We start from the raw sequence: 25,751 nt of genomic DNA on the forward strand, positions 1-25,751 counted from the left end.
GAGCTGCGGGTCGGGCATCGCTGGGCGGGTGCGTCATGAGCGCCCCGGTCTGTCCACCCTCGGTCATGCGGGCTGCCACCTGGCGTGCTGTTCTGGCGGGGGCGGGGGTTCGCTGGTGCCGCGGTCCGGGCCGTGAGCCGGGGATCGGACATCGCCGGGCAGGTGCGTCATGAGCGCGGCGGCCTTTCAGCCCTCGGTCGTGTGGGCCGCTGCCCTCTGTGCTGCCCTGGCCCTCCTCGTGACGCGCTGCCGCACCTCCGATCCCCGCCGCCGGGCGCGCGATCTGCTCATCGGAGCAGGACCTGAAGAGGCGGGGGAGGGCGAGCGGGGGCCGGTTACCGGCGAGCAGCGGGCGAATCCGCTGGCACGGCTGAGGAAGGCGGGGGAGACGGCTCGCCGCGAGTGGGCGATCCGGCTTGCGCGGTGGCGCGACGGACGGACGGCGGGCCGTCGCCGGGCGTGGGAGCCGCTGCGGATCGCCGCACGGTTCGCCGGTCGGCGCGGCCGGGTCGGGCCCGAGGCGGTGTGCCTGCCGGTGGGCGGTGGGCTGGGGCTGCTGACGGGATCGGTACTGCCGGTGGTCGCGGGCGCCGTGGCGGTGCCGCTGGTGGGGCGGGCGTTGCGACGGCGGGGCGAGCGGGCGGCGGCCGAGCGCCGGGCGGTCGCGGTGAGCGCGCTGTGCGGCACCGTGGCCGGAGACCTCAGGGCCGGACGGCCACCGCACGCGGCGCTGACCGACGCGGTCGAGTCGGCGGGCTGGCCCGCCTCGCCCGACCTCGCCGACGCGGCACGAATGGTGCTGTCGGCGGCCAGATTCGGCGGCGACGTGCCGCACGCGCTGCGGGAGGCGTCCCGGCTCGGCGCGGGGACGCACGGGCTCGCCGCGGTCGCCGCCTGCTGGCAGGTCGCGGTGGACGGCGGTGCCGGACTGGCCGCCGCGCTCGACCGGGTCGCCGCGGCGCTACGGGCGGACGCCGATCAACGCGACGACCTGCGCGCCCAGTTGGCGGGTCCGAGGTCCACGTCGGTGCTGCTCGCGCTGCTGCCGCTGTTCGGCGTCGTGCTCGGCGCGGGCCTGGGCGCCGACCCCTCAAGAGTGCTGCTGCACACCCCGGCGGGACTGCTCTGCCTGGTCACGGGCGGCTGCCTGGAATGGGTGGGGCTCGCGTGGACGGCGCGGATCATCCGCGCGGCGGAGGGCGGACCGACGGCGGCCAGAACTCGGCCCCCCGGTCCTGCGAAGGGCGCTTCGACGGCCGCCGTTTCCGTGAGGGACGGTTCCTCGGGGGGCGGCTCTCCAGCGGCCGGTGGCGCGGTGCTTGAGACCGCGACGGTCGGCCGGGGAAAGGCGGCGACCCCGGCGGGGTCGCGGGACCGGGGGCGGCCGTGACCGCCGGGAGTGTCCACAGCCTGGGGACAGCCCTCGTGGTGCTCGCGTTGGTGGCGGCTGCGGTGGCCGCCGTCGGCGGGGCGCTGGCCGAGGCGCGGAGGGAGAAAGCGGCGACGCGACGGCTGCGCGTGGCGCTGGGGACCGGGCAGTCCCGGAGGTCCCCGCGGCGGGCGCTGCGGCGGCTCAGGGGACCGCTGCGCGACTGGGGTCCGCCGGTCGCGGCCGGGCTGGGGGCCGCGACGTTGATCAGCGGGGTGCTGGGCGGCCTGGTGGGGGTCCTCACGGCCCTCGGGGTCAGGAGATCACTCCGGGGGCGGCAGAACGCCACAGAGAGCTCCGAGGCGGACGAGAAGCCCGATCCGTCGGAACTCCCGCTCTGCGCGGACCTGATGGCCGCCTGCCTCGCCGCCGGGGCGTCACCCGGAGAAGCGGCGGGCGCCGTGGGCCGGTCGTTGGCCGGGCCACTCGGGACCGCGCTGATACGGGTCAGGGCCGAGCTGCGGCTGGGCGGCGACCCGGCGGAGTGCTGGCAGCGGTTCGGACGGCTGCCCGCCGCCCGCGAGATGGGGCGCTGCCTGGCCCGCGCCTCCACGACGGGCAGCGCACCGGTCGCGGAGATGTCCCGGCTGGCCGCGGACTACCGGGCCGCGTACGCCCGTTCGGCGCTCGCCAGGGCCCGGCGGGCCGCGGTGCACGCCACCGCCCCCCTGGGGGTCTGCTTCCTCCCGGCCTTCCTATTGGTCGGCGTCGCCCCCGTGGTGATGGGCCTGGCGGGCACCGTCCTCGGCCGCACGGGCTGACACCCCGCCCCGGACCGCACGGGCTGACACCCCCGCCCCGGACTGCCCGCGCCCGACGCACCACCCGATGCGAACGACTCGAACAGCCATGTCCACACGCACACCCACAGGCACATCCACGACACCAGGAGATCCCGATGACGCATCAGACGATGGACCAGCACCTCGCCCGGACGGCCCAGCCGGCCCTGGCGAACTCGATCAACGCGATCAACTCGAAGAACCCGCCCGGTGCGAGGGCCTCGGCTCCGCCCGCGCTCCGGGTGCCGCCGGTGCCGCGCGCGGTTCGCCTGGCGCGGGCCGAGCGGCGGCGGTGGGTCGCCCGGATGCGGCGGAGGGCGGCGCGGTACAGGGACATGAGCCGTACGGCGGCGGAGGCGGGGATGAGCACGGCCGAGTACGCGGTGGGGACGATCGCGGCGTGCGGGTTCGCGGCGGTGCTCTACAAGATCGTGACGAGCGGGCCGGTGCGCTCGGCGTTGACCGGCGTGATCGTGAAGGCACTCCATGTGCCGTTCTGAGCGGGGCCGCTCGCCGCGCGACCAGGGGTATGTGACGGCGGAGGCCGCCATGGTGATCCCGATGCTGGTGGCGCTCACCGCCGCCCTGATCTGGGGCCTGATGGCGGCCGCGGCGCAGGTGCGGTGCGTGGACGCGGCGCGGGCTGGGGCGCGTGCCGCGGCGCGCTCCGAGGCGCCGGGCGAGGTGCTGCGGGTGGCGCGGGAGGCCGCGCCGTCCGGAGCGCGGGTCGGCGTGGAGCGGTCGGGCGACCTGATCCGGGTCCGCGTCACCGTCCCGGCGCCGCGCTTCCCCGTCACCCTGCGGGCCGAGGCGGTCGCGCTCGCCGAGGACGCCGTGGGCGGGGGTGGGCAGCCGTGAAGGCCCCCGCGCCCCGCGGGGACCGGGGCTCCGCCACCGTGTGGTCACTGGGGCTGATCGCCGTGCTGGGCGCGGTCTTCGCCGCCGTGCTCTTCATGGACGAGGCGGTCATCGCCCGGCACCGGGCGGGCGGCGCCGCGGATCTGGCGGCGCTCGCCGCGGCCGACCACGCGCTGGAGGGCCGTACGCGGGCCTGCGGGCTGGCGGCCGAGGTGGCGGCGGCGCAGGGCGCCCGGCTGGTGAGCTGCGTGGTGGCGGGCGAGATCTCCGACGTCACGGCGGAGGTCGACGGCGCCCGTGTGCGGTCCCGCGCGGGACCGTCACTCGACCCCGGTCCCGACCCCGGCCCGGCCGCCGTCGGCGGCACCGGGCGCGGCCTCAGGACCGGTCTCGGCCCAGGACCCGGCCCCGTCCCCTGCCTCATGACCGGCCTCATGCCCGGCCCCGGCGCCGTCCCCCGCCTCAGGCGCGGCCTCGGGACCGGTCTCGGCCCCGGACCCGGGCCTGTCCCCCGCCTCAGGCGCGGCCCCGGGACCGGTCTCGGCCCCGGACCCGGCCCCCGCCTCAGGACCGGCCCCGGCGCCGTCAGCGGCCCCGGCCCCATCACCGTCCTCGGCGGCGCCCGCCGTCAGCAGGCAGTCCAGGAGGCGGACGGCGGCGGCCTTGTCCAGGGGGTCGTTGCCGTTGCCGCACTTGGGGGACTGGACGCAGGAGGGGCAGCCGAATTCGCATTCGCAGGAGGCGATGGCCTCGCGGGTGGCGGTGAGCCAGGTGCGGGCGGTGTGGAAGGCGCGTTCGGCGAAGCCCGCGCCGCCGGGGTGGCCGTCGTAGACGAAGACGGTGGGCAGGCCGGTGTCGGCGTGCAGGGGTATGGAGACCCCGCCGATGTCCCAGCGGTCGCAGGTCGCGAAGAGCGGGAGGAGACCGATCGCGGCGTGCTCGGCGGCGTGCAGGGCGCCGGGCAGCTCCTCGGGGTGGATCCGGGCGGCGTCCAGCTGCGCGTCCGTGACGGTCCACCACACGGCCCGGGTGCGCAGGGTGCGCGGAGGCAGGTCGAGCTTGGTCTCGCCGAGGATCTCACCGGTGATCAGCTTGCGGCGCAGGAAGGACACCACCTGGTGGGTCACCTCGACGGAGCCGAAGTGGATCCGCGCCTCGCCCCACGGCTCCTCCAGGTCGCCGCTGAGCACCCGGATGTCGGTGGTGTCGCGGGCCATCGTGGAGTAGGACGGGTCGGCGGGTTCGACCAGCGCCACGCCGTCCTCCAGGTCGAGCCGCTTGACCAGGTAGGTGCGGCCCTGGTGGAGGTGGACGGCGCCGTCGTGGACGGCGGTGTGCGCCGAGGAGGCGTCCACCGTGCCCAGCAGCCGTCCGGTCGCCGTCTCCACGACCTGCACGGGACTGCCGCCCTCGCCGCGGATGTCGGTGAGGTCCGCGGCCCGCTCCCGGCGGGTCCAGTACCAGCCGGAGGCGCGCCGGCGCAGCAGCCCGCGCTTCTCCAGCTGCGGCATCAGCGACGCCGCCTCGGGGCCGAACAGGACGAGGTCGTCGTCGGTGAGCGGCAGCTCGGCCGCGGCGGCGCACAGGTGCGGGGCCAGCACGTAGGGATTGTCCGGGTCCAGGACGGTGCTCTCGACGGGCTGCTCGAAGATCGCCTCGGGGTGGTGGACGAGATACGTGTCCAGCGGGTCGTCCCGGCCGACCATGATCGCCAGCGCGCCCTGTCCGGTCCGTCCGGCGCGGCCCGCCTGCTGCCACAGGGAGGCCCGCGTGCCCGGGTAGCCGGCCAGCAGGACCGCGTCGAGGCCGGAGATGTCCACGCCCAGTTCGAGGGCGGAGGTGGAGGCGAGGCCGAGCAGGCGGCCGGAGTGCAGGTCGCGTTCCAGGGCCCGGCGCTCGTCGGCGAGGTAGCCGCCGCGGTAGGCGGCGACCCGCCCGGGAAGCGAGGGGTCGATCTCGGCCAGGCGCTCCTGGGCGATCAGGGCGACCAGTTCCGCGCCGCGCCGGGAGCGGACGAAGGCCACGCTGCGCACGCCCTGGACGACCAGGTCGGTGAGGAGTTCCGCGGTCTCGGCGGTCGCGGTGCGGCGCACGGGAGCGCCGTGCTCGCCGGACAGCTCGGTCAGCGGCGGCTCCCACAGCGCGAAGGCCAGGCCGCCGCGCGGCGACGTGTCCTCGGTCACTTCGGCCACCGGCACCCCGGTGAGCCGGGAGGCGGCCCGCGCCGGGTCCGCGGCCGTCGCGGAGGCGAGCACGAACACCGGCTCGGCCCCGTACCGCGCGCAGACCCGGCGCAGGCGTCGCAGCACCTGGGCGACGTGCGAGCCGAAGACACCGCGGTAGGTGTGGCACTCGTCGATCACCACGTAGCGCAGCTGGCGCAGGAAGGAGGCCCAGCGGGCGTGGCCGGGCAGGATGCCGCGGTGCAGCATGTCGGGGTTGGTGAGCACATAGGTGGCGTACTGCCGGACCCACTCGCGTTCCTCGACGGGGGTGTCGCCGTCGTAGACCGCGGGGCGGATCGCGGTGCCCAGGGGCGCGGCGAGGCGGGTGACGGCGCGGCGCTGGTCGGCGGCCAGGGCCTTGGTGGGGGACAGGTAGAGCGCGGTGGCGCCCCGGCCGTTCGGCGCCTCGGAGCCGTCCAGCAGGGCGCTGAGCACCGGTGCCAGATACGCCAGCGACTTCCCGGAGGCGGTTCCGGTGGCCACCACCACCGACTCGCCGCGCGCCGCGTGGCCCGCGGCCAGCGCCTGGTGCTCCCAGGGACGGTCGATCCCGGCCGCGCGGATCGCGTCCACGACCTCGCTTCTGATCGTGTCGGGCCAGGAGGCATGGCGGCCGACCCGCGGGGGCAGGTGCTCCGTATGGGTGATGCGCGCGGCTCGGTCTGCCCCCCTGGCGAGCCGCTCCAAAGCGGTTCGGGGGGACGGGCGGCCGTGCGCCGACTGCGGAAGATGATCCTGGGCCATCGGCACTCAGTGTGTCACCGGCGTGACGGACAATCGCAGTAAGGCGTCGTGCTCGCCCGCTGCGAAGTGATTGAATGCCATCGCGGCCGTCGATCCGTCCCCTACCTTCTGGTGGGGGCCCCAGGGGGGCGCCGCGTCGATGCAAGGTGCTGGAGGATCCGTGGACCTGTCCCTGTCGACCCGAACCGTCGGCGATCGTACGATCGTCGAAGTCGGCGGCGAGATTGATGTGTACACCGCGCCCAAGCTGCGGGAACAGCTTGTGGAGCTTGTGAACGACGGGAGTTACCACCTGGTCGTGGACATGGAGGGAGTGGACTTCCTCGACTCCACCGGCCTGGGTGTGCTCGTCGGCGGGCTGAAGCGGGTGCGTGCTCATGAAGGATCGCTGCGACTGGTGTGCAACCAGGAGCGCATCCTGAAGATTTTCCGTATCACCGGTCTGACCAAGGTGTTCCCGATTCACACCTCGGTCGACGAGGCTGTCGCGGCGACCGACTGACGATCGCCGTCGAGGGGTACCGGACGGGATCACCGTCCGGGCCCCCGTGATGCCCACCCAAAGGACCGAAGGGGAGGCCATGCCCACCGTAGAACTGCTCTTCAGCGCCCAGCCGGAGCATGTGCGAACAGCACGGCTCGTAGCGGCGGCGGTGGCGCGCCGGGCGGGGGTGGACGAGGCGGTTCTGGACGAAGTACGGCTCGCGGTGGGCGAGGCGTGCAGCCGCGCGGTGGGTCTGCACCGTGGCAACGGTGTGGAAGAACCGGTCCGGGTGATGCTGACCGAGGAGGAGAAGAAGTTCTCCATCGAGGTCGCCGACGAGGTCCCGGGCAACGCCTCGGGCTCCGCGTCCGACGCCGCGGGTGACGAGCTGAGCGACGAGGGCGAGATGGGCCTCGCCGTGATCAGTGGCCTGGTCGACGACGTCGAGGTCACCGAGACCGCCACCGGCGGTGTGATCCGCATGAGCTGGCCGATCGTCCCGCCCGTCTGACCGTAGCCCGTCCCGCCCGTCCGACCGTGGACCGGGGGCCCTCTCGACCGGCGGACCCGCTCGACCGGCGCACTGGCTCGACCGGCGGCCCGGCCAGACCGGCACACCGTTCTGAGCGCGACGCGGCCCCCGGCCGCCCCTCAGATCATCTTTCTCGCCTGATCACAGGCGACACTCACTCCTGTTCACAGGCGAACGCCGCGTTCACGAATATCCTTTTTCGACGCGGCACCCTGTTTTGAAGTGCTGCGGCTCCCTACAATCCGTCCATCTTGCTCAGCTCGCCTGAGCGTTGCGGCTTGTCGAGCCGTGAAGCCGCACGCCCATGCGCCAAACGTCAAGGAGGACGAATGGCGGGGCCACTTACCCCTCACACGCTTGCCGCGACACCGGTACTGACCGACGGAAATCGTCTCCTCGTATGGATCATCGCCGTCGTCGCACTGGGCGCACTCGCGCTCGCCGCGGTGTTGGTACGTCAAGTGCTCGCAGCGGACGAGGGCACCGACAGCATGAAGAAAATCGCGGCTGCCGTGCAGGAAGGCGCCAACGCCTACCTCGCACGGCAGTTCCGTACTCTGGGAATTTTCGCCGTGGTGGCGTTCTTCCTGCTCATGCTGCTGCCCTCGGACACCACTTCGCAGCGGATCGGCCGGTCGATCTTCTTTCTCGTGGGCGCCGTGTTCTCCGCGGTCACCGGATATGTCGGAATGTGGCTGGCGGTCCGCAGCAATGTGCGGGTCGCCGCCGCGGCCAGATCGGCGACACCGGCACCCGGCGAACCCCCGGCCGACCTGACCGACGTGTCGCACCGGGCGATGCGGATCGCGTTCAGGACCGGCGGCGTCGTCGGCATGTTCACCGTGGGCCTCGGCCTGCTCGGCGCGTCCGCCGTCGTCCTGATCTACAAGGCCGACGCGCCCAAGGTGCTCGAAGGATTCGGATTCGGCGCGGCGCTGCTGGCGATGTTCATGCGCGTCGGCGGCGGCATCTTCACCAAGGCGGCCGACGTCGGCGCCGACCTGGTCGGCAAGGTCGAGAAGGGCATCCCCGAGGACGACCCGCGCAACGCCGCGACCATCGCCGACAACGTCGGTGACAACGTCGGCGACTGCGCGGGCATGGCGGCCGACCTCTTCGAGTCGTACGCCGTCACCCTGGTCGCCGCGCTGATCCTCGGCAAGGTGACCTTCGGCGACTCCGGCCTCGCCTTCCCGCTGCTCATCCCGGCGATCGGCGTCCTCACCGCCATGGTCGGCATCTTCGCGGTCTCCCCCCGCCGCAGCGACCGCAGCGGCATGACGGCCATCAACCGCGGCTTCTTCATCTCCGCGGTCATCTCCCTGATCGGCGTCGCCATCGCCGTCTACACCTACCTGCCGTCCTCCTACGCCGACCTCAAGGGCGTCGACAGCGACATCTCCGGCCACGCAGGTGACCCGCGCACCCTGGCGATGGTCGCCGTCGCCATCGGCATCGTGCTGGCCGCGGTGATCCAGCAGCTCACCGGCTACTTCACCGAGACCACCAGGCGCCCGGTCCGCGACATCGGCAAGACCTCGCTGACCGGCCCCGCCACCGTCATCCTGTCCGGGATCTCACTCGGACTGGAGTCCGCGGTCTACTCGGCGGTGCTGATCGGCCTGTCCGTCTACGGCGCCTTCCTGCTCGGCGGGACCTCCGTCTGGCTCGCGCTGTTCGCGGTCGCGCTGGCGGGCACCGGCCTGCTGACCACCGTCGGCGTCATCGTCGCCATGGACACCTTCGGACCCGTCTCCGACAACGCGCAGGGCATCGCCGAGATGTCCGGCGACGTGCACGGCGAGGGCGCCCAGGTGCTCACCGACCTCGACGCCGTCGGCAACACCACCAAGGCCATCACCAAGGGCATCGCCATCGCCACCGCGGTACTGGCCGCCACCGCCCTGTTCGGCTCGTTCAAGGAGGCCATCGACACCGCCGTCGCCAAGGCCCATCCAGCGGCCTCCGACGCCCGCTGGCTGTCCCTGGACATCTCCCAGCCCAACAACCTGGTCGGGCTGCTGCTCGGCGCGGCCGTCGTCTTCCTCTTCTCCGGCCTCGCCATCAACGCCGTCTCCCGGTCAGCGGGTTCGGTGGTCTACGAGGTGCGCAGGCAGTTCCGCGAACACCCGGGGATCATGGACGGCACCGAACTGCCCGAGTACGGAAGGGTGGTCGACATCTGCACCAAGGACGCGCTGCGCGAACTGGCCACCCCCGGCCTGCTCGCCGTCCTCGCGCCCGTGGCGGTCGGCTTCACCTTCGGCGTCGGCTCGCTCGCCTCGTACCTGGCGGGCGCGATCGGCGCGGGCACGCTGATGGCGGTGTTCCTGGCCAACTCCGGCGGCGCCTGGGACAACGCCAAGAAACTCGTCGAGGACGGCCACTACGGCGGCAAGGGCAGCGAGGCCCACGCCGCGACCGTCATCGGCGACACGGTCGGCGACCCGTTCAAGGACACCGCGGGCCCGGCCATCAACCCGCTGCTGAAGGTGATGAACCTGGTGGCGCTGCTGATCGCCCCCGCGGTGGTCAAGTTCAGCTACGGCGTGGACGCGAATCTCGGCGTACGCGTCACCGTCGCGGTGGTCTCGATCGCCGTCATCGTCATCGCGGTCTACATCTCCAAGCGGCGCGGCATCGCGATGGAGGGCGACGAGGACGGCGACGGCGGGGACACCGGGACCCGCACCCCGGACACGGCCGCAGTGGCCTGATCCGACGCACCGTCAAGGGCCGGGCCCGTCAAGGGTTCCGGTCCGCCGAGGGCCCGGTGGGCGACCGTACGTGATCCGGTACGTGTGCGGTCGCCCACCGCACCTTAGTGCGAATGGCTTGAATGTCGGACGAATCACCTCACGGATTCACGGTGACCACCCGTCAGCCGTGTATGTTCCGGGGCCGTAAGGCCACGGAAGGGACCCATCCGGTGAAGGTGAACAAGAAGCTCCTGGCCGCGCTCTCCGGTGCGGTCATGCTGCTCGCGCTGTCGGGGTGCAGCGACGACTCCAACAAGAAGCTGGACAACTGGGCTAAGGGCGTCTGCGACCAGGCCGCGGCCCAGACCAAGAAGATCAACGACGCCAACACGGCGATCACCCAGGTGAACAGCAACGGCAAGCCCCAGGACGTCAAGTCCGCCGACTCCGCCGCCTTCCAGTCGATCTCCGAGGCGTACAAGTCGCTCGCCGACATCGTCAGCAAGGCCGGCGCCCCGCCGGTCAAGGACGGTGCGAAGATCCAGCAGGACGCGGTGAACGACCTCAACGGCCTGTCCACCCAGTACGGGACGCTCAAGAAGCAGGTCGACGGGCTCGACACCAGCGACCAGGCGAAGTTCGCGGACGGCCTCAAGGGCGTCTCCAACTCGCTGGGCAAGGTCAGCCAGAACGGCGAGCAGGCCCTCGACTCGCTCCGCCAGGGCGATGTCGGCAAGGCCATGGCCAAGCAGCCCGGCTGCAAGCAGGCGTCCGGCTCCTCCTCGGCCTCACCGTCGGCGTCGTAGGCCCCCGGCCCCCTCAGGCCCCGGCCCCGGGCCCCCGGCCCCGGGCCCGTGGCCACCGGACCGCGCCCACGAAGGCCCCTCGCCCACGACCGCGCCCCCGTAGCGCCCCCGTAGCACCCCCGCTGTCCGATACGCCACGGCCCGCCGCCCCGAACAAGGGGCGCCGGGCCGCGGCGATTCCGCGACAATGGCCGGTGTGAGTACGCCCCTCCTCCCCGCCGCCCGGAACGCCCCGTCCCTGCGCGACGACCTGCGCGCCGCAGCCTTCACCGCGGACGGCTGTCTCGACCTCCTCGGAGCCGCCGCCTACGCGGCCCTCTCCCGGGCCGAGACCGTCCCCGCCCTGCGCGCCACCCGTGGCGGCAGCCCCCTGGAGACCCTGGTCAGGCTCTTCCTCCTGCAACGCCCCGTGTCCTACGCGCGCGCCCGCGCCGCCCTGCCCCGGATCGACGACTACGCGACCGACGGCTGGCTGGCGCGCGACGGCGACGACGTACGCGCCACCGTGGACGTACGCCCGTACGCCGGTGAGGAGGGCGCGGACTGGTGGATCGTCTCCGACCTCGGCTGCGCGGTCGGCGGCGCGGGCGGTATCGGCACCGGTACCGGGACCGACGGGGAGAGCACGCCCGGCGTCGACCGGGCCGACCTGGTGCTCGGCGTCGGCGGCGCCTCCACGACGCTGGCCGGGCTGACCGTGCGCGAGCCGGTCGGCAGCGCCCTGGACCTCGGCACCGGCTCCGGCATCCAGGCGCTGCACGCCTCCCGGCACGCCACCCGCGTCACGGCGACCGACGTCAATCCGCGCGCCCTGCACTTCGCCCGGCTCACCCTCGCGCTGTCCGGCGCCCGCGAACCCGACCTGCGCGAGGGCAGCCTCTTCGAGCCGGTCCGCGACGAGCGCTTCGACCTGATCGTGTCCAACCCGCCCTTCGTGATCTCCCCGAGCGGGCGCTTCACCTACCGGGACGGCGGTATGGCGGGCGACGACCTGTGCCGCACCCTGGTGCAGCAGTCGGCAGACCATCTCAACGACGGCGGCTACTGCCAGCTCCTCGCCAACTGGCAGCACACCGAGGGCCAGGACTGGCGCGAGCGCCTGGTCTCGTGGATCCCGCGCGGCTGCGACGCCTGGATCGTGCAGCGCGAGGTCCAGGACGTCACGCAGTACGCCGAGCTGTGGCTGCGCGACGGCGGCGACCACCGTACGGATCCGGCCACGTACGCCGCCCGCTACGACGCGTGGCTCGACGAGTTCGAGCAGCGCAAGGTGAACGGCGTCGGCTTCGGCTGGATCACGCTGCGCAAGTCCGGCGCGGACCAGCCCGTGATCACCGCGGAGGAGTGGCCGCACCCCGTGGAGCAGCCGCTCGGCCCGCACATCGCCGGGTGGTTCGACCGCCAGGACTTCCTGCGCACCCATGACGACGCGGCGCTGCTCAGCTCCCGTTTCGCGCTCGGCGACGGGGTGGTGCAGGAGCAGGTGGGGCTGCCGGGCGCCGAGGACCCGGAGCACGTGGTGCTGCGCGCGGCCCGCGGTATGCGGCGCGCGACGAAGGTCGACACGGTGGGCGCGGGCTTCGCGGGCGTCTGCGACGGGACGCTGACCGCGGGGCGGATCGTGGACGCCATCGCGCAGCTGCTCGGCGAGGACCCGGTGGTGCTGCGCGACCGCACGCCGGAGTCGATCCGGCTGCTGGTGGAACAGGGGTTCCTCGACCCGGTGGAGTGACCCGGTGGAGTGACGCGGCGGAGTGACGCGGGGAGTGGCCTGGCGAGCGGCTTGACGAGCGGCCCGGGGACGCCTCGGAGAAGGGGCCCGGCGGACTGACGCGCGGTGGAGCGGACGACGCGTCAGAACACGTTGCGGACAACCGTCCACGTCACGGCCACGCACAGCACGGCCAGTGACACCCGCGGGCTCACCACCAGCCGCCGGCGACGGCCGCGCAGCCCCTCGACCATCCAGCGCCCGCACAGCCACAGCGCCAGGGGCGCGGCCAGCAGCAGGACGGCGTTGTCGTGGAAGGCGCGCCCCACGTCGCCGTGCATCAGGTCGTACACCATGCGCGTACCGCCGCAGGCCGGGCAGAGCAGCCCGGTCGCCCAGTTGAACGGGCAGCGCGGCAGCCAGTGGCCCGGCTGGTGCGGGTCGGTGCCGTAGAGATAGACGGCGCCCGCCACCCCGGCGGCGAGCGTCGCCAGGGGAGCGGTGGCCGGGTGGCCGAGAACCGCCGACGGGCGGCGCGCCCCCGGGGAGACCGGGGGAGCGCCGACCTGTGGCCGACGGACTCCGTCAGCCACGCAGCACCCGGCCCTGCGCGTCGGTCGGGTTGTCCCCGGCCAGCAGCATGATGCCGTCGATCAGCGCCCAGATGCCGCAGCCGCCGCACGTGAAGAGCTGCCCCAGCGCCATGCCGGTGTGCCCGGTGTAGAAACGGCCCACGCCGAAGCTGCCGAGGAAGAGCTGAAGCACTCCCGCGACCACCTTGGACTTGTCCGAGTACGGCCGCCCGTAGGGGTCGTAGCCGTACGGCGCGGACGGGTCCGCGGCGTACGCGGCACCGGGCGGCGCGTACCCGCCGCCTTGCGGCGGGTAGCCGTAACCGGGTGCCTGGCCGCCGCCCTGGGGCGGGTAGCCGTAACCGGGAGCCTGGCCCCCGGGCTGCTGCGGGTATCCGTATCCGGGCTGGCCCCCGGGCTGCTGCTCCCCGTACGGATTGTCGCCCTGCGGCTTGTCACCGTACGGATTCTGGCCGTACGGATTCTGGTCGGACATGCCCCGTCCCCCTGTGCTGAACGTCGTTGAACGTCTTGTTGTGTACCGGTCGTTGCCGGACATCTTTGCAGGACGGCCCCCGCCGCGTCCCACCCCCTGGGAGCGGAGACCTGTGTTCACCCGTGGTTCGCGTGCCGGACGCCCTGGCGTGGCAGCGTCCGGGAGCACACACCTGGACAGGACGAGACGGGACGAGGGGACGCATGGAGCGGGTGCCCGCACTCTTCGCCGGAACGGTCTTCGCCGTCTTCGGGGCCGCGCTCCTGCTCTGGACGGCCGCCCGGCTGCGCGCCCGGCAGCCCGTGACGGCCGCGGGATCCACCGCCGCAACTGTCATGTCCATTTTCTTCGGCGCGGTCGCGCTCCTCACCGGCGTCTGGTGTCTCACACAGGTCTGACCGCCACCGCCCTTCCCCGACCCTCCTGACGTGCGTGAAATCACGCACGCGCCCCCGGGAACGCGCCCCCGCGCCCCTCCGGGAAACCGACCGGAGCGGCCGTCCATGCGGCAGACAGACCGGTTGTCGGGTTACCGTTCCAGTGGCGTTGTGGACTTTTCCCGTTTGACACGGGACAGGGAGGTACGGTCACACTCCGCAGCGACACACCTTCGACCGGGAGAGAAGAGCGACGTTGTCCCCGACCCGTGAGACCGCACACAGCGGCCAGCGACTCGTCATTGTCGAGTCGCCTGCCAAGGCGAAAACGATCAAGGGATATCTGGGCCCTGGATACGTCGTCGAGGCCAGCGTCGGGCACATCCGCGACCTCCCCAACGGGGCCGCCGAAGTGCCGGCGGAGTTCAAGGGCCAGCCCTGGGCGCGGCTCGGCGTCAATGTGGACAGTGATTTCCAACCCATCTATGTGGTCAATGCCGATAAAAAGGCACAGGTCAAGAAGCTCAAGGACCTCCTCAAGGACTCCACTGAACTCTTCCTCGCCACCGATGAGGACCGCGAGGGCGAGGCCATCGCCTGGCATTTGCAGGAAATCCTCAAGCCCAAGGTGCCCGTTCACCGGATGGTGTTCCACGAGATCACCAAGGACGCCATCCAGGAGGCCGTCCGCAATCCGCGCGAGCTGAACCAGCGCCTGGTCGACGCCCAGGAGACCCGCCGCATCCTCGACCGGCTGTACGGCTACGAGGTCTCGCCGGTGCTGTGGAAGAAGGTCATGCCGCGGCTGTCGGCCGGCCGCGTGCAGTCCGTCGCCACCCGGCTCGTCGTCGAGCGCGAACGCGAGCGGATGGCGTTCCGTACCGCCGACTACTGGGACCTGACCGGCACCTTCGCCACCGGCCGCACCGGTGACGCCTCCGACCCCTCCACGCTCGTCGCCCGGCTCACCACCGTCGACGGCCGCCGGGTCGCGCAGGGCCGGGACTTCGACGCGGCCACCGGCCAGCTCAAGTCCGGCTCACAGGTGCTCCAGCTCGACGAGAGCGCCGCCCGCGCCCTGGCCGCCGCGCTCGCCGACACCCAGTTCGCCGTACGCAGCGTCGAGTCCAAGCCGTACCGCCGCTCGCCGTACGCCCCCTTCCGCACCACCACCCTCCAGCAGGAGGCGTCGCGCAAGCTGGGCTTCGGCGCGAAGGCCACCATGCAGGTCGCGCAGAAGCTGTACGAGAACGGCTTCATCACCTACATGCGTACGGACTCCACCACGCTCTCGGAGACCGCCGTCCGCGCCGCCCGCGCCCAGGTCACGCAGCTCTACGGGGCGGACTACCTGCCGGACAAGCCGCGCGTCTACGCGGGCAAGGTCAAGAACGCGCAGGAGGCGCACGAGGCGATCCGCCCCTCGGGCGACCGCTTCCGCACCCCGGCCGAGACCCGTCTGACCGGCGACCAGTTCCGGCTCTACGAGCTGATCTGGATGCGTACGGTCGCGTCCCAGATGAAGGACGCGGTCGGCCAGTCCGTCACCGTCAAGGTCGGCGGCGCCTCCGCCGACGGCCGCGACGCCGAGTTCAGCGCCTCCGGCAAGATCATCACCTTCCACGGCTTCCTGAAGGCGTACGTCGAAGGCGCCGACGACCCCAACGCCGAGCTGGACGACCGCGAGCGCAGGCTGCCGCAGGTCACCGAGGGCGACGCGCTGAGCGCCGAGGAGATCACCGCCGACGGCCACTCGACCAAGCCGCCCGCCCGCTACACCGAGGCGTCGCTGGTCAAGGAGCTGGAGGAGCGGGAGATCGGCCGCCCGTCGACGTACGCCACGATCCTGGGCACGATCCTCGACCGCGGCTACGTCTTCAAGAAGGGCACCGCGCTCGTCCCGACCTTCCTCTCCTTCGCGGTCGTCAACCTGCTGGAGAAGCACTTCGGCCGTCTGGTCGACTACGACTTCACCGCCTCCATGGAGGACGACCTCGACCGCATCGCCCGCGGCGAGGCCCAGGCCGTGCCGTGGCTGCGCCGCTTCTACTTCGGCTCCGACGACGGCAGCGCCACCGTCGGCTCCGCCGCCGACGCGGGCAACGGGGACGGCGACCACCTCGGCGGCCTCAAGGAACTCGTCGAGGACCTGGGCGCGATCGACGCCCGGGAGATCTCCTCCTTCCCGATCGGCGACGGCATCATGCTGCGCGTCGGCCGCTACGGCCCCTACATCGAGAAGGGCGAGCGCGGCGAGGACGACCACCGCCGCGCCGACGTACCCGAGGACCTGCCGCCGGACGAGCTGTCCGTCGAGTACGCCGAGGAGCTGTTCGCCAAGCCCAGCGGCGACTTCGCGCTCGGCGACGACCCGGCGACCGGCCGCCCGATCATCGCCAAGGACGGGCGCTACGGTCCCTACGTCACCGAAGTCCTGCCCGAGGACACCCCGAAGACCGGGAAGAACGCGGTCAAGCCGCGTACCGCCTCGCTCTTCAAGTCGATGTCCATCGACACCGTCACCCTTGAGGACGCCCTCAAGCTGATGTCCCTGCCGCGCGTCGTCGGCAAGGACGCCGAGGGCGTCGAGATCACCGCGCAGAACGGGCGCTACGGGCCCTACCTGAAGAAGGGCACCGACTCGCGCTCGCTGGAGACCGAGGACCAGCTCTTCTCGATCACCCTCGACGAAGCGCTCGCCATCTACGCCCAGCCCAAGCAGCGCGGTCGCGCCGCCGCCAAGCCGCCGCTCAAGGAACTGGGCACCGACCCGGTCAGCGAGCGCCCCGTCGTCGTCAAGGACGGCCGCTTCGGCCCCTACGTCACCGACGGCGAGACCAACGCGACGCTGCGCCGCGACGACGAGGTGGAGTCGATCACGCCCGAGCGCGGGTACGAACTCCTCGCGGAGAAGCGGGCGAAGGGGCCCGTGAAGAAGAAGACCGCAGCCAAGAAGGCACCGGCCAAGAAGGCTCCCGCCAAGAAGACGGCGGCTTCCGGCACCGCGAAGAAGACTGCCGCGAAGAAGGCACCGGCCAAGAAGGCGGCTGCCTCCGCGGCGGCGAAGAAGTCGACGGCCTCAGCCGACTAGGGCGTGTCCGGCACACCGGGCCGGTGGGCGGGCGACGACAGCGCCTGCCCCACCGGGCCGGTGGTGAACCGCGCGCCGGTCATGGGCCGGTCGCGCGGGTTCCCGCGCCCCTGAGGAACTGGCCATGCGTCAGCGCGCCGTACCTTCCGCCTCTCCTGCCTCCCCTTCCTCCCCCTTGAAGGGCCCGCGGAAGGGCCCCTCGAAGGGCGGTCTTCGCCCAGGTGAGTGCGCTTCCCCGCCCTCCTGGAGGGGAGGTCCGCCCGGGAGTGGGACCGGCTCCGTGTAGGGCGTCGTAAGGCGGATAGGCTGTTGGGATGACGCCATCCGAGCAGCCCAAGCCGCCCGCCGCAGACGTCACGGCCGCAGATGTCAGGGCCGAGGACGTCAAGGGGGACGTGACCGACGCGTTCGCCACCGACCTCGCCGCTGACAGCCGTGAGCGAGCGGTCGGTGCGCTGCTGAAAATCCCGGCGCTGCGCAAATTGTGGAGCGCGCAGCTCACCGGGGCGGTGGCGGACCGACTGGGTCTGCTCGTCCTGCTGTGGCTCGCCGTGCAGGCGGCGGTGGCCGACCACGCGTACGGCGGCGGCTACCGGGGCATCGCCTTCGCCACCGCGGCCGTCTTCGGGGCGCGCCTGGTCTCGACGCTGCTGTTCGGCGCCGTCCTGCTCGGCCCGCTGTCGGCGCTGACGTCCGAGAGCGGCCGGCTGGACCGCCGGTGGACGATGATCGGCGCGGACGCCGTACGACTCGGGCTGTTCATCGTCGCCCCGCTGTGGATCACCTGGTCGCAGCACACCGCGCTGACCTGGCTGCTGGTGACCGCCTTCGTCACCGGGGTGGCCGAGCGGCTGTGGGCCGTCGCCAAGGACGGCGCTGCTCCGCTGCTCCTGCCGCCGCCCGGCGACACCTCCGTGCGGCCCGCGCCCGACCACCTGGCGACGCTGCACCGGCTGGACCTGCGGACGAGCTTCGTCGCACTGCCGCTGGCAGCGGCCGGTCTCGTCGTCGTCACACTCGTGAACACGCTGATCGCGGTCGGCGTCACCTGGTTCGACCAGCACCAGGTGGCGCTCGCCTCGTACGTGGCGGCCGGGCTCTTCTCGTCCTCCATGTCGGTGCTCTACCTCCTCGAACTGCCCTCCGGCACGGTGGCGCGTCCGCGCTCCCCGCTCGAAGGGCTGCGGCTGCCCAAGGGCCCCGCGGGCGCCGAGCGCGGCAGGACCGGCGTACTGCCGCTGCTGGTGCTGGCGACCGCCGCGGTCGTCGGCGCGATCGGCGCGGCCGTGGCCGTGGCCGTCCTGCACGCGCTCGCCCTCGGCTTCGGCCCGACCGGCTTCGGCCTGCTCGTCCTGGCCCTCACCGCCGGTACGGTCATCGGCATCCGCCTCGCCCCCCGTACGCTCCCGGCGCTGTCCAGGCGCCGGCTGCTCGCGCTGTCCATCGGCGTCACCGGGCTCGGCCTGCTCCTCACCGGCATCGTCGCCGACCAGACCACCGTCCTGCTGCTCGCGCTGCTGGCCGGCGCCGCGGCGGGCGTCACCGCCAACACCGGGCACATCCTGATCGAGCAGGAAGCCGAGGCGGGACGGCGCGGCCGTACCACCGAGCACCTGCACGCCGTCTCGCGCGCCGTTCTCGCCCTCGCCGTGATCGTCGCGCCGCTGGTCGCCGCCGCGATCGGCCCGCACCGCATCCAGAAGGGTCACTTCACCTTCGACCACGGCGGTGCCGCGTACACGCTGATGCTGATCGGCGCCCTGCTGCTGCCGGTCGCCGCGCTCGTCCTCGGCAAGACCGACGACCGCAGCGGCGTACCGCTCCGGCGCGACCTGCGCGAGGCCCTGACCGGTGCGGAACCGGCCGTCGCCCCCGCCGCCACCGGATTCTTCATCGCCATAGAGGGCGGCGACGGCGCGGGCAAGTCCACCCAGGTCGAAGCCCTCGCCGACTGGATCCGCGCCAAGGGCCACGAGGTCGTCGTCACCCGCGAGCCCGGCGCCACCGCCATCGGCAAGCGCCTGCGCTCCATCCTCCTCGACGTCTCCTCCGGCGGGATCTCGCACCGCGCCGAGGCGCTGCTCTACGCCGCCGACCGCGCCGAGCACGTCGACTCCGTCGTCCGCCCCACCCTCGAACGCGGCGCCGTCGTCATCTCCGACCGCTACATCGACTCCTCCGTCGCCTACCAGGGCGCCGGACGCGACCTCGCCCCCACCGAGATCGCCCGCATCTCCCGCTGGGCCACCGACGGACTCGTCCCGCACCTCACCGTGCTCCTCGACGTCAGCCCCGATGCCGCCCGCGAACGCTTCACCGAAGCGCCCGACCGCCTCGAATCCGAACCCGCCGCCTTCCACCAGCGCGTCCGCGCGGGCTTCCTCACCCTCGCCGCCGCCGACCCCGGCCGCTACCTCGTCGTCGACGGCGCCCAGGACCCCGCCGCCGTCACCACGGTCGTACGCCACCGCCTCGACCAGCTCCTCCCGCTCTCCGCCCAGGAGATCGAGGCCCGCGCCGAGGCCGAGCGCCAGGCCGCCGCCGAGGCCGCGCGCCTCGCCGCCGAAGAGGCCGCCCGCAAGGCCGAGGAAGAGCGCCAGGAGCGCGAGCGGCAGGCCCAGCTCGAACGGCTCCGCCGCGAGGAAGAGGAGCGCCGCCTCGCCGCCGAGGAGGCCACCCGCCGCGAGATCGCCGAGCGCGCCGCCGCCCGTGAGGCCGAGGCCGAACGCCTCCGCGCCGAGGAGGCCGCGCGCATCGCCGCCGAGGAGACGGCTCGCCGCGAGGCCGAGGAGGCCGCCCGGGCGGCCGAGCAGGAACGGCTCCGCCGCCTCGCCGAGGAGCAGGCACGCCTGCGCTCCGAGGCCGACGCGCGCCGCCTCGAAAAGCAGCGCAAGGCGGAGGAGGCCCTTCTCCGCGCCGAGGAGGCCCGCACCGCCGCGGCTGCGGCTGCCGCCGCCGCGAGTGCCGGTTCGGCCGGTTCGGCCGGTTCGGCCGGCTCCTCCGGCTCCTCCGACTCCGAGAAGACCACCGAGCTGCCGCAGACCTCGGACTCGGCCGAAACCACGACGGTCAATGTCGTGCCTCCGCCGCCTTCCTCGGCTCCCGCCGAGGACGAGACGGCGGTTCTCCCGGCCGTTCCGGTCGTTCCGGCCGAGCCGGACGTGCCCGCTGGTCCGGGTGCCGATGAGACGGCGGTTCTCCCGGTCGTTCCGGCCGAGCCGGAGGATGCTCCCGCGGAGGGCGCCTCGTCGGCTGACGGCACCACTTCTGACGAGTCGGCTTCGGATGAGGACGGTTCTCGCTCTCGCGGAGACAGCTCTCGCGGAGACAGCCCTCGTGAGGACAGCCCTCGTGAGGACAGTTCCGAGACCACGACGGTGCTCCCGCCGGTCGTACCCCCGGTCGGGTCCCCGGCCTCGGACGACCCGACCGACCGGGTCCCGCCGTGGCTCTTCCGCCCCGAGGACCAGCCGGGCAACGAGCGCACCCGCGAATTCCCCACCGCCGAGACGCCCTCGGCCGCCCCGCGCCGTCCTCGCCCCAACTGGGCCGAGGAGACCCCCCTCGACGACCTGCCCACTCTCGCCGACGAACTCCTCGGCCCTCACGACGACGACCGTCGGCCGCCGGGGCGCTCTTGACGTTTGTCTTTGCCCGCCCGCCCACCCGTGCGGGTGTGTTGTCGTCTGCGGGTGCCGCTTGTGCCTGGTCGGTGCCGGTCCGGGGTACCTCCTCGAAATCCGTATCACCTGGCCTTTGCGAATCCGGTACCCGGCCGTCAACGTATTTCTGCGGGGGCACCCCGGCCCGTCCCCTTCCGGTACGTCGGCGTCCGGCGGTCCGGTGGGGGTTGCCGGGGAGGGTAGGGGGTCTTTCCGGCGTGCCGCCCTGCGCCGGTGCCCCCTCCGAGCGGATCGGAGAGCTCGGGCCCTTCCCCAACCGCCCAACAAACCCCCTCCGGTCAACGCCCCCTCCGACTCCCCGCCACCCCCCCAGCACCCGCCAGCCCGTCGGCCCGCGCAGATCCCGGCCCCCCACCCACCCCAGCCGAACGTCAGGCGTGGCGGGTCCCAGCCCCGGCACCCCACCCACCCGGGTGACGCAGGTCCCGCACCCCACCCACGCCCTTCCGCCGACCCGGGCGGGCGTCCGGGTGGCGCAGGTCCCGCATCTCACGCACCCCTTCCGCCCGCCCCGCCTGGACGTCTATTGGCGCAGGGACCTGGCCCCCCAGCCTCCTCGCCCGCCCCGCCTGGCCGTCATGTGAGGCGAGGCCCGCACCCCACCCACCCCTTCCGCCTGCCCCGGCTGGACGTTGGGGGGCGCAGGTCCCGGTCCTCACCCCCCTCCGTTCACCCCGGGGCGGACCGTCGGCCGTACAGGTCCCGCACCCCACCCACCCCCTTTCGCCCACCCCGCTGGGAGGTCGGGTGGCGCAGGGCCCCGGCCCCCACCCACCCCCCTCCGCAACCCCCACCGGACCGTCGGACGCCGACGGACCGGGAGGGGACGGGCCGGGGTGCCCCCGCAGAAATGCGGTGACAAGAAGGGCACCGGATACAGGAGACCAGGTAGCCGCATTTCGAGGAGGTGCCCCGGACCGGCACCGACCAGGCACAAGCGGCACCCGCAGACGAAGAAAGCACCCGCACGGGTGGGCGGGCGGGCAGAACCCCCACCCCCACCCAAGGGCGAAGGTTCGCTCTTTTGGGGCGCCGTCCGCGAAGATGACCCCGTGCGGTATCGGATTCTTGGGGTCACGGAGGCCCGCCCCTCCGACGACGGGCCCGAAATCGGCCTGGGCGGCAGCCGCCTGCGAGCCGTCCTCGCGGTGCTGGCCCTCAACGTGGGCCGCCCCGTCCCCCCCGAAGCCCTCATCGAACAGGTCTGGGCGGCCGACCCCCCGGCCGACGCCGCCGGCGCCCTGCAAGCCCTGATGTCGCGGCTGCGACGAGCCCTGGGCCGGGACGCCGTCGTCTCGGAACCCGGCGGCTACCGCCTGGCCACCCCCCGCGACTCGGTGGACCTGTACGAGTTCGAACGCCTCGCCCGCGAGGGCGATACGGCCCTGGCGGCGGGAGACGCCGCGACGGCGGCCGACACCCTGACCCGCGCCCTCACCCTGTGGCGCGGCCCGGCCCTGGCCGACCTCCCGGACCGTGCGTCCGCCGCGGCCCGCCCCGAAGCCCTGAAGCTGGCCGCCCTGCGGAACAGAGTGGAAGCCGACCTCCGCCTCGGCAGGGCGGCGGACACCCTCCCCGGCCTGCGCGCGGCCGTGGCAGAGCACCCGCTGGACGAGTCGTTCAGGGCCCAGTTGATGCGGGCGTTGCACGCCGAGGGCAGGACGGCCGACGCCCTGGCGGCGTACGAGGAGACCAGGACCGTACTCGCGGAAGCGCTCGGCACCGATCCGGGCCCGGAACTGCGGGCGCTGCACGGCGAGTTGCTGCGGCGCAGGCCGCCGCCCCCCGCGCAGGGCAACATCCGCGCCCGCCTCACCAGCTTCGTCGGCCGCGAGGCCGAACTCGACGACATCAGAAGCGACTTGGCCGCGGCCCGGCTGGTGACGCTGACCGGCCCCGGCGGGTCTGGCAAGACGCGCCTGGCGCAGGAGGCGGGCGACGCGGCGGCGCGCCGCCACCCTGACGGCGTGTGGCTGGTCGAACTCGCCCCGCTGGACGACCCCTCGGCGGTCCCGCACGCCGTGCTGAGCGCCCTCGGTCGCCGCGACACGCTGCTGCTCGGCGGCGCGGGCCGCGACCAGTTCTTGTCCGAGGCGTCGCACGGCGAGGACCCGCTGGCCCGGCTGCTCGAACACTGCGCGCAGCGCCGCCTGTTGCTGGTGCTCGACAACTGCGAGCACCTGATCGGCGCCGCCGCCTCCCTCGCCGCCGAACTGCTGGCGGCCTGCCCCGGCGTGGCCGTACTGGCCACGAGCCGCGAGCCGTTGGGCGTACCGGGCGAGGTCGTACGCCCGGTGGAGCCGCTGCCGCCCGCGACCGCGTACCGGCTGTTCGCCGACCGCGCGGCGACCGTACGCGCGGACGCCCGCCTCACCACGGCGGAGAACGACGCGGCCGTACGCGAGATCTGCCGCCGTCTCGACGGCCTGCCGCTGGCCATCGAGCTGGCCGCGGCCCGGCTGCGGGCCCTGTCGCCGCGGCAGATCGCGGACCGGCTGGACGACCGGTTCCGGCTGCTGACCAGCGGCAGCCGTACGGTGCTACCGCGCCAGCAGACGCTGCGGGCGGTGGTCGACTGGAGCTGGGAGCTGCTGACCGAGCGGGAGCGTACGACGCTGCGCGGGCTGAGCGTCTTCTCCGGCGGTTGCACGCTGTCGGCCGCCGAGGCGGTGTGCGGTCCCGACGCGCTGGAGACGGTGGCCCAACTGGTGGACAAGTCCCTGGTGGTGGCGGTCCACGCGCCCACTCCCGGCCAGGACGTCCGCTACCGCCTGCTGGAGACGATCCACGAATACGCCGGCGAGCGCGCCGCCCAGCGGCCCGAGGAACTGGCCGCGGCCGAGCGGCGGCACACCGCGTACTTCCGCGAACTGGCCCGCACGGCCGACTCCGAACTGCGCGGCGCCGACCAACTCCACTGGCTGGAAGTGCTGGAGACGGAGCTGGACAACGTCCGCGCCGCGCTGAACCGCCTGGTCGAGCCGCCCTCAGGCGGGAAGGAGGACACCGGGAGCCAGGACGCGGAGCTGGACGCGATCACGATCGCGCTGTCCATGGGCTGGTTCTGGTGGCTGCGCAATTACCGCGACGAAGCGGACGCCTGGCTGGAGAGGGTGACGGAGCTGGGCGGCGACCCCCCGCCCGACCCGGCGGACCGGATGTTCTGGCCACGCCTGGACCTGCGGATGCTGCACTTCTTCGTGAAGAGCGACCACGCCTCGGAGGCGCAGTGGTCCTCGGCCGACTCGCGGGCGATGGCCGCGCTGCTGGCGGCGGCGTACAGCCAGGGCGGCCCGCCCGCGGCGCGCTTCCCCGGCATGCTGTGGCCGTTCACCACGTATCTGCTCGGCAGGGACGAGGAGATCGGCCGGCACGCCGACACCGTCGTCGCCAACTGCCGTGAGTACGGCGGCGAGTGGGAGATCGCTGTGGCGCTGATGCTCCGTACGCACATCGCCGTGGACACGCCGGGCGGGCTCGCGCGGATCGACGCCGACTGGGCGGAGCTCCAGGAGCGCAGGGAACGGCTCGGCGACCGCTGGATCCGCGCCCAAGTGCACGGCGCGAGCGCCGAGATCGAGGTCGTCCGCGGGCAGTACGCGGCGGCGCACGCCGACTTCGAGGCCGCGCACCGGCTCGGCCGGGAGCTGGGCGCGGACGGCGAAGGGGCCTTCCTGCTCGCTCGGATGGGGGAGTTGGCGCACCGCCGCGGGGACGACGAGGAGGCGCGCAAGCTGGTCGAGCAGGCCGAGGAGGAAGCGGAGCTGTACAGCGTGTGGGACGCCCGCACGTACATCCGCTACCTCAAGGCGCTGCTGCTCCTGCGCCGGGGCGAGCCGCGGCAGGCCAGGGAGCTGTGCGAGACGGCGGTCGGGCACCTGGCGGACGGTACGCCGCCGCCGACGTTCAAGGTGCTGCTCGCGAGCCTGGGCGCGCGGATCACGGCGGCCGAGGGCGACCCGGTGGCGGCGCTGCTCGGTCTCGCCGAGTCGGCGAGCCTGGCGCTGGCGGAGGGCTGCACGGAGCCGGTGGTGGGCGCGCAGCTCGACTCGGCGGCCGAGGTGCTGGTCGAGCTGGGCGACCTGCGGTCGGCGGCCCGGATGTCGGCGGCGTCCTCGGCCGTACGCGGGCCGCTGCCGCGTACGGTGCCCGAGCTGGTCACCGCCGACGCCGTGGAGGAGCGGGCCAGGGCGGGCCTCGGCGACGGCGAATGGGCGGCGGCCTGCGCGGAGGGCGCGGTGCTGGACGCTTCAGAGGCGGTGGCGGTCCTGCTGGAGACGGCGCACGCGATGGCGGCGGGCTCGTAGGCGGAGCGGGGGCGTACGGCCGTACGGGAATAGGTCCCGCGCGCGTCCTCGTTGACGTCGGAAACCTTGATTGAGCATTCAAGGAATAGCCAGCGCCCGCCTACGCCCGGAAGTGAAAAGCCTTGAAAGTTGAGATCTACTCCGATATCGCCTGCCCCTGGTGCTACCTCGGAAAATCCCGCTTCGAGCGCGCCCTCGCCGCTTTCCCGCAGGGAGATTCGGTCGAGGTGGTCTACCGGCCATTCCAGCTCGACCCGACCGCGCCCGAGAGCCCGCAGCCGCACCGCGACGTGCTGGCGAGGAAATTCGGGCCGCAGGCCGTGGCCATGGACGACCGGCTCGCCTCGATGGGCGCCGCCGAAGGGCTGACCTTCGACTTCGACACGGTCGTGGAGAACAACTCGCTGCTCGCCCACCGCCTGCTGCGCTTCGCCCTGGACACGTACGGCCCCGAGACCCAGAACCGGCTCAAGGGCCGCCTGATGACGGGGCACTTCGGCGAGGGTCTGGACATCGGCGACCGTACGGCCCTGACGGACGCGGCCGTCGCGGCCGGCCTCGACCGGGACGCGGTCGCCGCCTTCCTCGCCGGTGACGACCTGCGCGACGAGGTCGTCGCGGAGATCGACCAGGCCCGGCAGATCGGCATCACGGCCGTGCCGACCTTCGTCTTCGAGGGCAAGTGGGCGGTGCAGGGCGGCCAGGAGACGTCCGTCTTCCTCCAGGCGCTCGAACAGGTCGCCAAGGACTCGGCCGCCGAGGCCGCTGCCCTCGCCGGTACGGAGGACGCGGCCGCCGACGCCGCCTGCGCCGACGGCGTGTGCGCGGTCCCGCCGGCCACCACCGCGGACGCACCGGCCGCGAACAGCTAATCGGTTCATAACCGCAGAGCGCTCATCGCCGAGAGCGCTCGTGACCGCAGAGCACTCATCGCCGAGAGCGCTCCTGGTCGCAG

At 73.2% G+C, this 25,751-nt stretch carries 17 protein-coding genes and 1 pseudogene; 15 read left to right on the forward strand and 3 right to left on the reverse strand.

The features are described 5' to 3' along the window. The first annotated feature begins 169 nt into the window (after window positions 1-169). From ACZ4EF_RS27550 to ACZ4EF_RS27570, 5 genes and pseudogenes are all read left to right on the forward strand, one after another. Window positions 170-1,390: a type II secretion system F family protein gene (locus ACZ4EF_RS27550; RefSeq protein WP_467506745.1), complete on the forward strand. Its 1,221-nt coding sequence runs from the start codon at window positions 170-172 to the stop codon at window positions 1,388-1,390. Beyond that, window positions 1,387-2,190: a type II secretion system F family protein gene (locus ACZ4EF_RS27555; protein WP_467506747.1), complete on the forward strand. Its 804-nt coding sequence runs from the start codon at window positions 1,387-1,389 to the stop codon at window positions 2,188-2,190. Before ACZ4EF_RS27550 ends, ACZ4EF_RS27555 begins: the two co-directional genes overlap by 4 nt. A gap of 137 nt (window positions 2,191-2,327) precedes the next feature. Continuing rightward, window positions 2,328-2,711 carry a DUF4244 domain-containing protein gene (locus ACZ4EF_RS27560; RefSeq protein ID WP_467506749.1) on the forward strand — a complete coding sequence of 128 codons (384 nt, stop codon included), beginning with the start codon at window positions 2,328-2,330 and terminating at the stop codon, window positions 2,709-2,711. Next, window positions 2,698-3,069 carry a TadE family type IV pilus minor pilin gene (locus ACZ4EF_RS27565; RefSeq protein WP_467506751.1) on the forward strand — a complete coding sequence of 124 codons (372 nt, stop codon included), beginning with the start codon at window positions 2,698-2,700 and terminating at the stop codon, window positions 3,067-3,069. Before ACZ4EF_RS27560 ends, ACZ4EF_RS27565 begins: the two co-directional genes overlap by 14 nt. A gap of 62 nt (window positions 3,070-3,131) precedes the next feature. After that, a pseudogene (locus ACZ4EF_RS27570) lies at window positions 3,132-3,317 on the forward strand (Rv3654c family TadE-like protein); the annotation flags it as partial. Between the two features lie 72 nt (window positions 3,318-3,389). On the opposite strand, the gene ACZ4EF_RS27575 reads toward ACZ4EF_RS27570, so the two are convergent. Then, the gene (locus ACZ4EF_RS27575) at window positions 3,390-6,038 is read right to left on the reverse strand and encodes a DEAD/DEAH box helicase (RefSeq protein ID WP_467506753.1); all 2,649 of its coding nucleotides are present in this window, start codon (window positions 6,036-6,038) and stop codon (window positions 3,390-3,392) included. A gap of 160 nt (window positions 6,039-6,198) precedes the next feature. Between ACZ4EF_RS27575 and bldG the strand changes: the two genes are divergently transcribed. The 5 genes from bldG (at window position 6,199) to ACZ4EF_RS27600 (ending at window position 12,291) form a co-directional block, all read left to right on the forward strand. Continuing rightward, entirely contained in the window at window positions 6,199-6,540 is a 342-nt protein-coding gene (gene bldG / locus ACZ4EF_RS27580) for an anti-sigma factor antagonist BldG (RefSeq protein ID WP_031520166.1), read from the forward strand. 79 nt (window positions 6,541-6,619) lie between these two features. Then, a complete protein-coding gene (locus ACZ4EF_RS27585) occupies window positions 6,620-7,033 on the forward strand; it encodes an ATP-binding protein (protein WP_355346130.1) in 414 nt (137 codons plus the stop codon). Window positions 7,034-7,383: 350 nt separating this feature from the next. Then, window positions 7,384-9,771, forward strand: coding sequence for a sodium-translocating pyrophosphatase (locus tag ACZ4EF_RS27590; RefSeq protein ID WP_402712751.1), 2,388 nt, complete (start codon window positions 7,384-7,386; stop codon window positions 9,769-9,771). 212 nt (window positions 9,772-9,983) lie between these two features. Further along, window positions 9,984-10,559, forward strand: a complete 576-nt coding sequence (locus ACZ4EF_RS27595) for a small secreted protein (protein ID WP_355346124.1) — start codon at window positions 9,984-9,986, stop codon at window positions 10,557-10,559. A 187-nt stretch (window positions 10,560-10,746) separates the two neighbouring features. Beyond that, window positions 10,747-12,291, forward strand: a complete 1,545-nt coding sequence (locus tag ACZ4EF_RS27600; RefSeq protein WP_391041515.1) for a DUF7059 domain-containing protein — start codon at window positions 10,747-10,749, stop codon at window positions 12,289-12,291. Between the two features lie 122 nt (window positions 12,292-12,413). On the opposite strand, the gene ACZ4EF_RS27605 is transcribed toward ACZ4EF_RS27600, so the two are convergent. Both ACZ4EF_RS27605 and ACZ4EF_RS27610 read right to left on the reverse strand, forming a co-directional pair. Next, window positions 12,414-12,863: a DUF2752 domain-containing protein gene (locus tag ACZ4EF_RS27605; RefSeq protein ID WP_391041513.1), complete on the reverse strand. Its 450-nt coding sequence runs from the start codon at window positions 12,861-12,863 to the stop codon at window positions 12,414-12,416. Further along, window positions 12,856-13,338, reverse strand: coding sequence for a TM2 domain-containing protein (locus ACZ4EF_RS27610; protein ID WP_355346118.1), 483 nt, complete (start codon window positions 13,336-13,338; stop codon window positions 12,856-12,858). The genes ACZ4EF_RS27605 and ACZ4EF_RS27610 overlap by 8 nt, the downstream gene beginning before the upstream one ends. A 203-nt stretch (window positions 13,339-13,541) precedes the next feature. Here ACZ4EF_RS27610 and ACZ4EF_RS27615 point away from each other — a divergent pair, with 203 nt between their 5' ends. From ACZ4EF_RS27615 to ACZ4EF_RS27635, 5 genes are all read left to right on the forward strand, one after another. Then, window positions 13,542-13,736, forward strand: coding sequence for a hypothetical protein (locus ACZ4EF_RS27615; RefSeq protein WP_355346115.1), 195 nt, complete (start codon window positions 13,542-13,544; stop codon window positions 13,734-13,736). Window positions 13,737-13,971: 235 nt separating this feature from the next. Next, window positions 13,972-16,806, forward strand: a complete 2,835-nt coding sequence (topA, locus tag ACZ4EF_RS27620; RefSeq protein WP_391130041.1) for a type I DNA topoisomerase — start codon at window positions 13,972-13,974, stop codon at window positions 16,804-16,806. 314 nt (window positions 16,807-17,120) lie between these two features. Continuing rightward, window positions 17,121-20,447, forward strand: a complete 3,327-nt coding sequence (gene tmk, locus ACZ4EF_RS27625) for a dTMP kinase (RefSeq protein WP_467506757.1) — start codon at window positions 17,121-17,123, stop codon at window positions 20,445-20,447. A 1,094-nt stretch (window positions 20,448-21,541) separates the two neighbouring features. After that, window positions 21,542-24,796, forward strand: coding sequence for a BTAD domain-containing putative transcriptional regulator (locus ACZ4EF_RS27630; protein WP_467506759.1), 3,255 nt, complete (start codon window positions 21,542-21,544; stop codon window positions 24,794-24,796). Window positions 24,797-24,918: 122 nt separating this feature from the next. Next, on the forward strand, window positions 24,919-25,668 hold the full coding sequence (locus ACZ4EF_RS27635; protein ID WP_467506761.1) for a DsbA family oxidoreductase: 750 nt from the start codon (window positions 24,919-24,921) through the stop codon (window positions 25,666-25,668). Window positions 25,669-25,751: the final 83 nt, after the last annotated feature.

It is taken from the genome of Streptomyces sp. NPDC025721 (assembly GCF_055558595.1).